General features: G+C 65.3%; 10 protein-coding genes. 9 read left to right on the top strand and 1 reads right to left on the bottom strand.

The window, feature by feature from the left end:
• Nucleotides 1-12 precede the first annotated feature (12 nt).
• From NLM27_RS38395 to NLM27_RS38385, 3 genes are all read left to right on the top strand, one after another.
• Nucleotides 13-1,575, top strand: a complete 1,563-nt coding sequence (locus NLM27_RS38395; protein ID WP_254148204.1) for a winged helix-turn-helix domain-containing protein — start codon at nucleotides 13-15, stop codon at nucleotides 1,573-1,575.
• Nucleotides 1,576-1,715: 140 nt separating this feature from the next.
• Nucleotides 1,716-3,191 (top strand): EAL domain-containing protein, encoded by a 1,476-nt coding sequence (locus tag NLM27_RS38390; RefSeq protein ID WP_254148203.1) that lies wholly within the window; start codon nucleotides 1,716-1,718, stop codon nucleotides 3,189-3,191.
• A gap of 15 nt (nucleotides 3,192-3,206) precedes the next feature.
• Entirely contained in the window at nucleotides 3,207-4,061 is an 855-nt protein-coding gene (locus NLM27_RS38385; protein WP_254148202.1) for a TIGR01459 family HAD-type hydrolase, read from the top strand.
• Nucleotides 4,062-4,241: 180 nt separating this feature from the next.
• Here NLM27_RS38385 and NLM27_RS38380 read toward each other — a convergent pair whose 3' ends face one another.
• Nucleotides 4,242-4,637 carry a response regulator gene (locus tag NLM27_RS38380; protein WP_008567674.1) on the bottom strand — a complete coding sequence of 132 codons (396 nt, stop codon included), beginning with the start codon at nucleotides 4,635-4,637 and terminating at the stop codon, nucleotides 4,242-4,244.
• Nucleotides 4,638-4,863: 226 nt separating this feature from the next.
• On the opposite strand from NLM27_RS38380, the gene NLM27_RS38375 reads away from it, so the two are divergent.
• The 6 genes from NLM27_RS38375 to NLM27_RS38350 all read left to right on the top strand — a co-directional run bounded on the left by NLM27_RS38375 (nucleotide 4,864) and on the right by NLM27_RS38350 (nucleotide 13,356).
• A complete protein-coding gene (locus NLM27_RS38375; RefSeq protein ID WP_254148201.1) occupies nucleotides 4,864-5,847 on the top strand; it encodes a bifunctional riboflavin kinase/FAD synthetase in 984 nt (327 codons plus the stop codon).
• A gap of 203 nt (nucleotides 5,848-6,050) precedes the next feature.
• Nucleotides 6,051-9,059: an isoleucine--tRNA ligase gene (gene ileS, locus NLM27_RS38370; protein ID WP_254148200.1), complete on the top strand. Its 3,009-nt coding sequence runs from the start codon at nucleotides 6,051-6,053 to the stop codon at nucleotides 9,057-9,059.
• 8 nt (nucleotides 9,060-9,067) lie between these two features.
• Nucleotides 9,068-9,562 (top strand): signal peptidase II, encoded by a 495-nt coding sequence (lspA, locus tag NLM27_RS38365; protein WP_254148199.1) that lies wholly within the window; start codon nucleotides 9,068-9,070, stop codon nucleotides 9,560-9,562.
• Between the two features lie 96 nt (nucleotides 9,563-9,658).
• Nucleotides 9,659-10,387 (top strand): hypothetical protein, encoded by a 729-nt coding sequence (locus NLM27_RS38360; protein ID WP_254148198.1) that lies wholly within the window; start codon nucleotides 9,659-9,661, stop codon nucleotides 10,385-10,387.
• A gap of 186 nt (nucleotides 10,388-10,573) precedes the next feature.
• A complete protein-coding gene (locus NLM27_RS38355) occupies nucleotides 10,574-11,968 on the top strand; it encodes a M16 family metallopeptidase (protein ID WP_375142303.1) in 1,395 nt (464 codons plus the stop codon).
• Nucleotides 11,965-13,356: a M16 family metallopeptidase gene (locus NLM27_RS38350; RefSeq protein ID WP_375142302.1), complete on the top strand. Its 1,392-nt coding sequence runs from the start codon at nucleotides 11,965-11,967 to the stop codon at nucleotides 13,354-13,356. Before NLM27_RS38355 ends, NLM27_RS38350 begins: the two co-directional genes overlap by 4 nt.
• Nucleotides 13,357-13,442: the final 86 nt, after the last annotated feature.

The following is a 13,442-nucleotide window of genomic DNA, read 5'->3' as shown; positions in this document are numbered from 1 at the left end:
CGAGGGAGAGGTGTGACATTTCAGTTCGAGGATTTCCTGCTCGACCCCGAGCGCCGCGAATTGCGCCATGCGGACACGCTCGTCGCGCTCGAGCCACAAGTGTTCGATCTCCTGACCTATCTCGTCCGCAACCGCGAACGCGTGGTGACGCGGGACAATCTGCTCGATGCGATCTGGAACGGCCGCGTCGTCTCGGAATCGACACTGACCAGCCGGATCAACGCGGTGCGGCGCGCGATCAACGACAATGGCGAGGAGCAGCGGCTGATCCGGACCATCGCGCGCAAGGGCGTGCGGTTCGTCGGCGCGGTGACCGAGCTGGCCGGCGCAGCGGCGCCGGCGTTGGCGGGCAAACCACCCGGATCGGCGTCGGCAGGATTGCCGCTGCCGGATCGTCCGGCGATCGCGGTGCTGCCCTTCACCAACATGAGCGGCGAGGCCGAGCAGGAATATTTCTCCGATGGCATCAGCGAGGACATCATCACCGCGCTGTCGAAGCTGCGCTGGTTCTTCGTCATCGCGCGCAACTCCTCCTTCATCTACAAGGGCCGCACGGTTCACCTGCGGCAAATCGCCGAAGAGCTTGGCGTGCGCTACGTCGTCGAGGGCAGCGTCCGCAAGGATGGCGACCGCGTCCGCATCACCGCGCAACTCAACGACGTCGCCACCGGCAGTCATCTCTGGGCTGAACGCTACGACCGCGAGCTCGCCGACGTCTTCGCCGTGCAGGACGAGATCACGGAGGCGATCGTCGCCGCGATCGAGCCGCAGCTCTACGCCGCGGAAAGCTTTCGCGCCCAGCGCAAGCCGCCCGACAGCATGGACGCCTGGGATCTGCTGATGCGCGCGCTCTCGCACTACTGGCGCGTGACGCGGCAGGATCATGTCGTGGCGCAGGCCCTGCTCGAAAAGGCCATCGCGCTCGATCCGACCTACGGCAAGGCGCTTGGGCTGCTCGGCACCAGCTACATGTTCACGGCGCATATGGGCTGGATGGAGATGGCCACGGCAATACCCGCCGCCGAGCGGGCCGCACGTGCCGCAATCCGCGCCGACGACGAAGACGCCTGGGCCCACAACGCGCTCGGCCACGTCCATCTTTTCGCGCGCCGGTTCGATGACTCGCTGGCCGAATTCGAAACCGCATTGCGGCTCAATCCGAACTTCGCGCTGGCACAGGGCTATTATGGCCTGGCGCTCTGCTTTTGCGGCCGCTGGCAAGACGCCGATGAGGCGGCGCGGCGGGCGATCCGCCTCAGCCCGCACGATCCCTATGCGCCGGTTTATTTCGGCATCGCCGCCTTCGCCCGCTTCCTCGGTGCCGACTATGCGGAAGCGATCCGGCTGGCGCAGGAATCGCTGCGCCAGCGCAGCGACTTCGCCGGCGGACACCGGGTGCTGACGGCAGCCGCCGGCATGGCCGGACGAGCCGAGATCGCCGGCACCGCGCTGAAGGAACTCCGCCGCGCCCAGCCGAACGTCTCGCTGGCCTGGATCGCCGAGTTCATGCCGATCAGAGTTGCCGCCGACCGCGAGCGCTACCTCGAAGGCTTTCGCCGCGCTGGACTGACTTGAGGGGCGGGCAGCCGCTATCCCCTCGAATCAACAATGATGTTAAGGTCCCCGGGCTTGGGGGAGCGTGAGGCGTGACGGGTCGGACGGCGGCCCGTGTTTTCCCGGGTGAGACAATCAGCTCTTGAGGCGTAACGCGCGGCATGATTCGCATTTCGACGATCTTCATCGCCATCTGCATGGTTCTGGTCGCGGCCTCGCTCGGGCTTGTGCTCTATGCGGTCGCCGGCATCAGCGGAACCGAATCTGCGATCGTGGCGCTGACGGCGCTGACCTTCCTGATCCTCTACAACGCGGTGTCGATGCGGCTGCGCGACCGCAGCGATGTCGGCGGCCAGATTGCCGACCTGTCGCGCGGCACCGCCGACCTCGCCCGCCAGGTAGCCGAGTTCGGCCGCCGGTTGGCTGCGATCGAGGGACGCATCGCCTCGTCCAATTCGACCAATTCCGATCGCATCCAATCGGTGGTCGGCGAGATCAACGAGCTCGGCGGACTGGTCAGACAGCTCGCCAGCACCGTGTCGGCCCATGAAGACCTGCTGGCCGGCGGCGCGCCGCTGCCAGCCGCAGGCCCGGTCGAGAAGCAGGAGCCGGTGGCGCCGCTCGACCTGATCGCGACGGTCGACGAGCCGCCGGTCGCGCCGCCACCAATGCCCGCAGCGCCTCCGCCTCCCGTGGCGCAGCCGCGTCAGGCACCGGCAGTCCCGTCCCAGACGGCCAACGGACGGAACCAGACTCAATTGCTGGCGACGCTGCGCAACGCGATCGACGAGAACCGCATCGACATCTTCCTCCAGCCGATGGTGACGCTGCCGCAGCGCAAGGTGCGGTTCTACGAGGCGGTGACGCGCCTGCGCGACGAGCGCGACCAGCTGATCGCCGCCGAGGAGTTCATCAGCATCGCGGAGGCCTCCGGGCTGATCGGGCGCATCGACAACATGGTGATGCTGCGCTGTGTGCAGGTGCTGCGGCGCCTGATGGTGCGCAGCAAGGATGTCGGCGTGTTCTGCAACGTCGCGGCCTCCACACTCGGCAATTCCACCAGCTTTGCGCAGTGCCTCGACTTCCTCGAAGCCAACCGGGCGCTGGCGTCCTCGCTGGTGCTGGAGTTCAAGCAGTCGACCTTCCGCAATCTTGGCCCGACCGAAACCGAGAATCTCGCGGCGCTGGCCCAGCGCGGCTTCCGCTTCTCGATCGACCATGTCACGGATCTGAGGATCGAGCCGCGTGAACTCGCCGACCGCGGCGTGCGCTTCATCAAGGTTCCGGCGTCGCTGCTGCTCGACCCCAGGCAGGCCTCGACCTCGGACATCCATCCCTCCGACCTCTCCGACCTGCTCGGCCGTTTCGGCATCGACCTGATCGCCGAGCGGATCGAGGGCGAGCGCGCGGTGGTCGACCTGCTCGATTATGACGTGCGGTTCGGCCAGGGCTTTTTGTTCGCGCCACCCCGGCCATTGCGGCCGGAAGGGGCATCTGCTACCGGCGGGGCCTCGCCGAACCAGGCGCAGGACATCCAGGGATCCAATGCCTCCGGTACTACCAGCCCAGCCGCGACGTCAGGCACGCCTCCATCGCAACGCATCACCGGCAACGCGGCGCTCGCGCGCCGCATCTGATCGGCCGCACGCATCATGACCACGCTGCATTTCGCCAAAAGCCTGCGCGAGCTCGTGGGTAGCGTCGACGTCGTGCTCAGCGACATCTGGGGCGTGGTCCACAACGGCCTCGAATCTTTCCCCGAAGCCTGCGAGGCGCTGCATACCTATCGCAGTCGCGGCGGTACGGTGATCCTGATCACCAACGCACCGCGCCCGGCCGATTCCGTGCAGCGACAATTGCGCAAGCTCGGCGTTGCTGACGAGACCTATGACGCGATCGTCTCGTCGGGCGATCTGACCCGGCTCTATGTCGCCGAGCATCCCGGCCGCAAGATGTTCTGGCTCGGCCCCGAGCGCGACAATTCGATCTATCGCGGCCTCGATGCGACGACTGCACCGCTGGAGGAAGCCGATTACATCGTCTGCACCGGCCTCTATGACGACGAGACCGAGACGGCGGAAGACTATCGCGGCATGATGCTGAAGGCGCGCGAGCGCAAGCTGACGTTGGTCTGCGCCAACCCCGACATCGTGGTCGAGCGCGGCGATCGGCTGATCTACTGCGCCGGCGCCATCGCAGAGCTCTATCGTGAGCTCGGGGGCGAGGTGATCTTCTACGGCAAGCCGCACCGGCCGATCTACGAGCGCGCGATGGCACTCGCCGGAGAACGCCAGGGCCACCCGATCGATCGGAAGAAGGTGCTGGCGATCGGCGATTCCGTCCGCACCGATCTCACCGGCGCGCGCGAGTTCGGCATCGACTGCCTGTTCGTCACCCGCGGCATCCATGCCGAGGAGTTCGAGGGCCTCGATCAGCTCGACCCGAATTCGGTGATGGAGTTGTTCGGCCATCCGCCGAAGGCGCTGATGCGCGAATTGAAGTGGTGATGGTGCGGCACGCGTGCACGCTGCCGGATTAGACCAATTGCTAGGTGCTAAGTAGTCGTCATGGCCGGGCTTGACCCGGCCATCCACGCCTTCCTTCAGTGATCCAAGAACGTGGATGCCCGGGACAAGCCCGGACATGACGTTCCCAATGGAAGATTGTTTATCCGGTGATGATCGCGCTTACGCGCTCGCCATGTCCGGGAAGACCGCCTCGATCTTGGTCTTCAGCGTCGCCGCGTTGAACGGCTTGACGATGTAATTGTTCACGCCGGCCTTCTTGGCCGCGATCACGTTCTCGGTCTTGGATTCGGCCGTGATCATGATGAAGGGCGTGGTGGCGAGGTTCGGATCCGCGCGCACTTCGCGCAAGAGGTCATAACCCGTCATCGGCTCCATGTTCCAGTCGGAGATCACGAGCCCGTACTTCTTGCCGCGCATCTTGTTCAGCGCCGCCGAACCGTCGCTGGCATCGTCGATGTTCTCGAAGCCAAGCTGCTTCAGCAGATTCCGGATGATACGGATCATGGTGCTGTAGTCATCCACCACCAGAACCGGCATCGACAAATCAACCGCCATCTCGACTCCCCCAACGCAAACCCAGGAATATTACGATCGGACCTGCCAGGCCGGAGCCCGGCAGTCCACACTCAAGGACTAGCACCAAGGCGTTAAACAGCGCGTTAACTGGGGACGCCCCCGAAGGGCTGAATCGCATTCGATGCCGTCCCACCCTCCCGCTTGACTTCATCCGGCCGGTCGCGCCACGGTCCCGGCCGGTCCTGCCGCTTCGAGAATTCCCCTGATGGCTCCGCATTTTACCGTAATCCGCGACACCACGCCGGACTCCGCGATTCCAAGGGGCGCCGTGGTCGCCATGGGCAATTTCGACGGCGTTCACCTTGGCCATCGCGCCGTGATCGCGGCCGCCCTGGAAATGGGCCGGGCGCATGGCCGCCCCGCGCTGGCTTTGACCTTCGAGCCGCATCCGCGCCGGTTTTTCAGCCCCAACACCCCGCAATTCCGCCTGACGGACGAACCAGCCAAGCTGCGGCTTCTGGCCGGCACCGGGCTTGCCGGCGCCGTGGTCATGACCTTCGACAAGGCGCGCGCCGGGACCAGTGCGCAGGATTTCATTCACCATGACCTGATCGGGCGGCTCGGCGTCAGCGGCATCGCCGTCGGCTACGACTTCCATTTCGGCAAAGGTCGCGTCGGCTCGCCGAGCCTGCTGGTCAACGAAGCGCCCCGGCTCGGCATCGAGGTCGACGTGCAGGCGCATGTCGATATCGACGAGCGGCCGGTCTCTTCCAGCGCGATCCGGATCGCCCTCGCCGAGGGCCAGCTGGACGAGGCCACCACCATGCTGGGCGCCCCCTGGTTCGTCACCGGCGAGGTGATCCACGGCGAGAAGCGCGGCCGCGACCTCGGCTATCCCACCGCCAACATCCGTCTGGACGCCAATTGCGGCCTGAAGCACGGCATCTACGCCGTGCGGGTCGGCCGCGGCCAAGGAAAAGACCAGGCGCGCCTCGACGGCGTGGCAAGTTTTGGCCGCCGCCCGACCTTCGACAATGGCGCACCGCTCCTCGAAATCTTCCTGTTCGACTTCAAGGGCGATCTTTACGGGCAGGCGCTCGACTGCGCCTTCGTCGGCTTCATCCGCGAGGAGCTGAAATTCGACAGCCTGGAGGCCCTGATCCGCCAGATGGACGACGATTCCGCCCGCGCCCGCGCCATGCTGGCCGCAGCTCCGGACGCGTTTCCGCGGCTCGGGACCATCGATTGAGCCTGAAACCGGGCCTCCCGAACCTTTGCGCTTCCCTTGGCCCCCTGCTATGGAGAACCCATGTTTGCGCGGCGCATCATAGGGATTAGCGGCCCGGCTTCCGCCTGAGCCTGAAGGCTCGGCGCAAGACCGGGATTGTGTCGTTTCACCCCGCGATGCCTTATCGCCATCCGTTTCCGCGCCCTTCCGAGCCAGTCAGCCTCATGTCCGAAAAGCCGCAAAAGTCCCAAAAGTCTGAAGTCAAAGACTATTCGAAAACCCTGTTCCTGCCGCAGACCGAATTCCCGATGCGCGCCGGCCTGCCGCAGCGCGAGCCGGAGCTGCTGAAATACTGGAACGACATCGGCCTCTACGACAAGCTGCGTCAGGACGCCCGGGGCCGCGCCAAATTCGTGCTCCACGACGGCCCGCCCTACGCCAACGGCAACATCCATATCGGGCACGCCCTGAACAAGATCCTCAAGGACGTCGTGACCAAGAGCCAGCAGATGCTCGGCTTCGATTCCAACTACGTACCCGGCTGGGACTGTCACGGCCTGCCGATCGAATGGAAGATCGAGGAGGAGAACTACCGCTCCAAGGGCAAGCAGAAGCCCGATTTCCGCGACTCCGCCGCGATGGTAGCGTTCCGCAAGGAATGCCGCGCCTATGCGACGCACTGGATCAACGTGCAGCGCGAGGAATTCAAGCGGCTCGGCATCATCGGCGACTGGGATCATCCCTATCAGACCATGACCTACCCGGCCGAGGCGCAGATCGCCCGCGAGCTGATGAAATTCGCGGCCAACGGCACGCTCTATCGCGGCTCCAAGCCGGTGATGTGGAGCGTGGTCGAGAAGACCGCGCTCGCGGAGGCGGAGGTCGAGTACGAAGACTACACTTCGGATATGGTGTGGGTGAAATTCCCGGTCACCTCGCCGGCGCATGGCGCACTCGCCAATGCTTCGGTGGTGATCTGGACCACCACGCCCTGGACGCTGCCCGGCAACCGCGCCATCTCCTTCTCGCCGAAGATCGCCTACGGCTTGTTCGAGGTCACCGACGCGCCCGCCGATAACTGGACCAAGACCGGCGATCTGCTGATCCTCGCCGATGGGCTGGCCGACAGCGTGTTCAAGCAGGCCCGCGTCACCGCCTACAAGAAGGTGCGCGATCTCCCCGGCGATACGCTGGATGCCGTCGAATGCGCGCATCCGCTGAAGGGAGTTGCCGGCGGGTATGACTTCATCGTGCCGCTGCTGGCCGGCGATCACGTCACCGACGACACCGGCACCGGCTTCGTCCACACCGCGCCCGGCCACGGCCGCGAGGACTTCGATGCCTGGATGGCCAATGCGCGCGAGCTCGATGCACGCGGCATCAACACCACGATCCCCTACACCGTCGACGAGAACGGCGCCTACACCGCACAGGCCCCCGGCTTCACCGGAAAACGCGTGATCAACGACAAGGGCGAGAAGGGCGACGCCAACGAGGCCGTGATCAAGGCGCTGATCGAGGCCGGCAAGCTGCTCGCGCGCGGCCGCCTCAAGCACCAATATCCGCATTCCTGGCGCTCGAAGAAGCCGGTGATCTTCCGGAACACGCCGCAATGGTTCATTGCGATGGACAAGGACATCAGCGAGAACGGCCAGGCCAAGAAAGGCGACACGCTGCGCGCCCGCGCGCTGCATGCGATCTCGGTGACGCAATGGGTGCCGCCGGCGGGCGAGAACCGCATCAACGGCATGATCGCCAATCGTCCGGACTGGGTGATCTCGCGTCAGCGCGCCTGGGGCGTGCCGATCGCCGTGTTCGTGCGCGAGAAGGGCGACGGCTCGGCCGAGATCCTGCAAGACGAGATCGTCAACCAGCGCATCACCGAGGCCTTCATGGAGGAAGGCGCCGACGCCTGGTACATGCAGGGCGCCCGCGAGCGCTTCCTCGGGTCCCGCGCAGCTGAGGACTGGAAGAAGGTCGACGACATCTGCGACGTCTGGTTCGATTCCGGCTCCACGCACGCCTTCGTGCTCGAGGATCGGCAGAACTTCCCGCAGCTCGGCAACATCGTCCGCAAGATCGACGGCGGCAACGACACCGTGATGTATCTGGAAGGCAGCGACCAGCATCGCGGCTGGTTTCATTCCTCGCTGCTGGAAAGTGCGGGCACGCGGGGCCGCGCGCCCTACGACGTCGTGCTCACCCACGGCTTCACGCTCGACGAGAACGGCCGCAAGATGTCGAAGTCGCTCGGCAACACCGTCGAGCCACAGAAGGTGATCAAGGATTCGGGGGCAGATATTTTGCGCCTGTGGGTCTGCGCCACCGACTATGCCGACGACCAGCGCATCGGCCCGGAGATCCTGAAGAACACCATCGAGACCTATCGCAAGCTGCGCAACTCGATCCGCTGGATGCTCGGCACGCTGCATCACTTCAAGGCGAGCGAGAAGGTCGCCTATGCCGAGATGCCCGAGCTCGAGCGGCTGATGCTGCACGAACTGGCCGGCCATGCCGAGACCATTCGCAAGGCCTATGCCGCCTTCGACTACAAGACCGTGGTCGCAAGCCTCGCGGCCTTCATGAATTCCGAGCTGTCGGCGTTCTACTTCGATATCCGCAAGGACACGCTGTATTGCGATCCGCCATCCTCGGTGGCGCGCAAGGCGGCGCTCACCGCGATCGAGCTCTTGTGCGATGCCCTCCTGAAATGGTTCGCGCCGATCCTGAGCTTCACGACCGACGAAGCGTGGCGGATGTTCCGGCCCAATGCCGAGCCCTCCGTGCATCTGACGCTGTTCCCGAACGATCTCGAACAACTTCGCGACGACAAGCTCGCCGCGAAATGGGAGGTCATTCGCAATGTCCGCCGCGTCGTCACCGGAGCGCTCGAGCTGGAGCGCGCCGCCAAGAACATCGGCTCGTCGCTGGAGGCCTCGCCGGTGATCTATGTCGCCGACCGCGACATGCTGGCGACGCTGTTCGCCGTCGATCTCGCCGAGGTTTGCATCACCTCGAACTACGAGGTCCGTGAGGGCGAGGCGCCGGCGGATGCATTCCGTCTCGATGCCGTGCCCGGCGTCGCCGTTATCGTCGAGAAGGCCGTCGGCACCAAATGCGCCCGCTCCTGGAAGATCTCGCCGATGGTCGGTGAAGACCCCGAATATCCCGACGTCACCCCACGCGATGCTCAGGCGCTGCACGAATGGAAGGCGCTGGGGGTGGGAGTCTGATCCCCGGCATGACCCCGCTCCGCGCCGGCATCCTCTCCGCCCTGGTCACACTCGTCCTCGACCAGGCCTCGAAGCTCTGGCTGCTGAACGTGTTCGACCTCGCCCATCGCGGCGCGGTCAGGGTGACGCCGTTCTTCGACCTGGTGCTGGCCTGGAACATCGGCATCAGCTTCGGCTGGCTCCAGAACGACAGCCAGGCGGCGCAGCTCGCGCTGATGGCCGTCAAAGGTATCGCGGTGGTCGCGCTGGCGATCTGGATGGCCCGCTCCCACACCCACCTCGCCACGATCGCGCTCGGCCTGATCATCGGGGGCGCCATTGGCAATGGCATCGATCGCCTGGCCTATGGCGCGGTGGTGGATTTCGCCCTGTTCCACATCGAGATCGGCGGAAATAGCTATAATTGGTATGTGTTTAACCTCGCCGACGTGGCCATCGTTGCTGGGGTGGCGGCGCTATTGTATGATTCCTTCCTGGGGGTACCCGCCGCAAAAGCGCCCTGATCCCGGCCGATACGACCGGCAGGTGGAACCCGCTTTTTGCGAGAGTTTAAGCCGCGTGCGAGCGGCAATCTGCCACAATATGAAACAGGTACAGTGATGCGCAGCTCGATGACCAGCGGTTCGATGGTGCGAGACACCCAATGGGGGTTCTGGCGGGCATTGAAATTGTCCGCTGTCGCGCTCGGCATCGGTCTCGTGATGGCGGCAGGCGCGGCCCGCGCCGGCGATGACGACGAAGACGATCGGACCTTCGAGGAAAAGATTATCGATAATTTGATGTCCGGTCTCGGCGCCAAGAGCATGGAAACGCCCGGCATTGAATACCGCGAACGTTCGCCGCTGGTGGTGCCGCCAAAGCTCGACCTGCCGCCCCCGGCATCGTCGGCCGAGGCCGCTCCTCCGAACTGGCCAAAAGACCCCGATGAGAGGCGTCGCAAGGAGGCTGCCGCTGCCAGAAAGAAATCTGGCACCAAGTTCGTGAACCCCTGGGAAACGGCCCGACCACTCACTCCGGCCGAGTTGAACGCCGCCAAGACCAACGGCAACAGCCGCACGTCGAGCAACGACCCGGTCCAGCCGGGCAACAGCACTAATAACCCGACGCTCAGCCCTGCCCAGCTCGGATATACCGGCGGCCTGTGGAAACTGTTCAAAGGGGACAGCCCCGAGTCCAAGCAGTTCACGACGGAGCCGCCGCGCCAGTCGCTGGTGGAGCCGCCGCCTGGATATCAGACGCCGTCGCCGAACTACGCCTACGGCTCCGGGCCGGATAATTCGAAGCGAACCTATTTCGACGTCCTCTCCGGCAAGGAGAAGGAGAAATAGCCCTCCTGCCCCGCCCCGACGTTTCGGCAGACGCGGAGCCGGCTGCCGGCCCTTTCTGCGGCTTCGGCTGCTGGCCTGCTCTCGAGTTGATGGCGTTCTCTGCTTCGTGACGCGAAGTCTCAGCCGCACGGTGTACCATGCCGTGCCTCCGAGCCGGACATCCGGGCTCGGCCTTTCATAAGGATCATGATGTCCTCTTACCGATCGGCTGCCTGCCTCCTTGCCGCGCTGCTTTCGACGAGTGTCCTGACGGTCGGCGCGTCCCTCGCCCAGACCACGGTAACATCGGCCCCGCCCGCCAGCTTCACGCTCAGCAACGGCATGCAGGTCGTGGTGATCCCGGATCACCGTACGCCCGTGGTCACGGAGATGATCTGGTACAAGGTCGGCTCGGCCGACGAGACGCCGGGCAAATCCGGGCTCGCGCACTTCCTCGAGCACCTGATGTTCAAGGGCACCTCGAAACATCCCGTCGGCGAATTCTCCCAGACCGTGCTCCGCGTCGGCGGCAACGAGAACGCCTCGACCTCGGTCGACTACACCAACTACTACCAGCGCGTGCCGAAAGAGCAGCTGCCGACCATGATGGAGTTCGAGGCCGACCGCATGACCGGCCTCATCCTCAAGGACGAGAACGTGCTGCCCGAGCGCGACGTCGTGCTCGAAGAGTACAACATGCGCGTCGCCAACAATCCCGACGCGCGGCTGAACGAGCAGATCATGGCCGCGCTCTATCTCAATCATCCCTACGGCCGGCCGGTGATCGGCTGGCATCAGGAGATCGAGAAGCTCGACCGTGAGGACGCGCTCGCCTTCTACCGCCGCTTCTACGCGCCGAACAACGCGATTCTGGTGATCGCCGGCGACGTGGACGCCGCTGAAATCCGCCCGCTGGTCGAGCGCAATTTCGGCTCCATCCCGCCGCAGCCCGCCATCCCGGCGCGGCGCGTTCGTCCGCAGGAGCCGGAGCCGGCCGCGCCGCGCACCGTCACGCTGGCCGACCCGCGCGTCGAACAGCCCAACATGCGGCGCTATTATCTCGTGCCCTCGGCGACCACGGCTGCGGCCGGCGAGAGCGCCGCCCTCGACGTGCTCGCGCAGCTGATGGGCAGCGGCAGCAATTCCTATCTCTACCGCGCGCTCGTCGTCGACAAGCCGCTCGCGGTCTCCGCCAGCGCCAGCTATTCGAGCATCTCGCTCGACCCGACGCAGTTCGCGATCTCGGCTGCGCCGAAACCCGGCGTCAGCTTCGCCGAGGTCGAGCAGGCGGTCGACGGCGTCATCGCCAACGTCGCGCAGAACCCGATCCGCGCCGAGGATCTGGAGCGGGTCAAGACCCAGCTCATCGCCGAGGCGATCTACGCCCAGGACAATCAGACTGTGCTGGCGCGCTGGTATGGCGGCGCGCTGACCACGGGCCTGTCGATCGAGGACATCAGGAGCTGGCCGGACCGCATCCGCGCGGTCACCGCCGAGCAGGTTCGCGCCGCCGCCCAGAAATGGCTCGAGAAGAAGCGCTCGGTGACGGGCTATCTGATCAAGGACACCGCCAGCGCCAAGCGCGAGGAGAAGCGTTCGTGACCTATTCTTTCCTTCGCGCAAAACACTTCCTACGCACAAGACATTTCGCACTATCCTTCGTCACCGGCGCGGCGCTCGCGCTCGCCGTGGTGTCGCCGTCGCATGCGGCCGCAAAGATCCAGCATCTGATCTCGCCGGGCGGCATCGAAGCCTGGTTCGTGCAGGACGCGACGGTGCCGCTGATCGCCATGGAATATTCCTTCGCCGGCGGCTCGGCCCAGGATCCCAAGGACAAGTCGGGCGTCGCCAACCTGGTCGGCGACCTCCTCGACGAAGGCTCCGGCGATCTCGACTCCAAGACTTTCCATGAACGGCTCGACCGCCGCGCCATCGAGCTCTCCTTCAGCGCCACCCGCGACACCTTCCGCGGCAGCCTGCGCATGCTGCGCGACAACAAGGACGAGGCCTTCGACCTGCTCAGGATGGCGCTGACCTCGCCGCATTTCGATACGGCCGATGTCGAACGCATCCGCTCGCAGGTCATTTCGGGGCTGCGCCGCGAGACCACCAATCCGACCTCGCTCGCGAGCCGCAAGTTCCTGGAGGTCGCCTTCGGCGGCCATCCCTACGGCCGGCAGACCAACGGCAACCTCGACAGCGTGCCGACCATCACGGTCGCCGACATGAAGGATTATGTCGGCCGCGTGCTCGCCAAGGATGGGCTGAAGATCGCGGTCGTCGGCGATGTCGATCCGGCGACACTCGGCAAGCTGCTCGACCACACCTTCGGCGCCCTCCCCGCCAAGGCCAACCTCACGCCGGTCCCGGACGTCGAGGCCGCAAAGCCGCCGCAGCGCGCCTTCGTGACCCTCGACGTGCCGCAAACCGTGATCACGTTCGGCGGCCCCGGGGTGAAGCGCAGCGATCCCAACTTCATGGCAGCCTATGTCGTCAACCACATCCTCGGCGGCGGTGGATTGTCCTCCCGGCTCTATCGCGAGGTCCGCGAGAAGCGCGGGCTGGCCTATTCCGTGTACGAATCGCTGCTCTGGATGCAGCATTCGGCGCTCTTCATCGGCAATACCGGCACCCGCGCCGACCGCGCCGGCGACACCATCGACGCCATCGAGAAGGAGGTCCGCCGCATCGCCGACGAGGGCCCGACGCAGAAGGAGCTCGACGAGGCCAAGTCCTACCTCAAGGGCTCGCAGATGCTGGCGCTCGATACCTCCTCCAAGCTCGCGCAGGCGCTGTTGCAATATCAGCAGGACAAGCTGCCGATCGACTATATCGAGAAGCGCAACGCCATCGTCGATGCCGTGACGCTTGATGACGCCAAGGCCGCCGCTAAGCGCCTGTGGGGCCAGGGCCTCCTGACCGTCGTCGTCGGTCGCGCCCCGCAGGCCGCCGCGCAGCCGGCGGCTGCACCGGCGACGAAGTCGAACTGACGGTCGGACAGAACGTCTCCCGAAATGGCCGGGCTCGTCCCGGCCATTTGCGTTCCAGATGCACCATTGCCGAACCTGGACGTCCG

Origin of the sequence: Bradyrhizobium sp. CCGB12 (assembly GCF_024199845.1) — a bacterium.
GTDB lineage: Bacteria > Pseudomonadota > Alphaproteobacteria > Rhizobiales > Xanthobacteraceae > Bradyrhizobium.
This window is presented reverse-complemented; position numbering and strand designations above follow the sequence as displayed.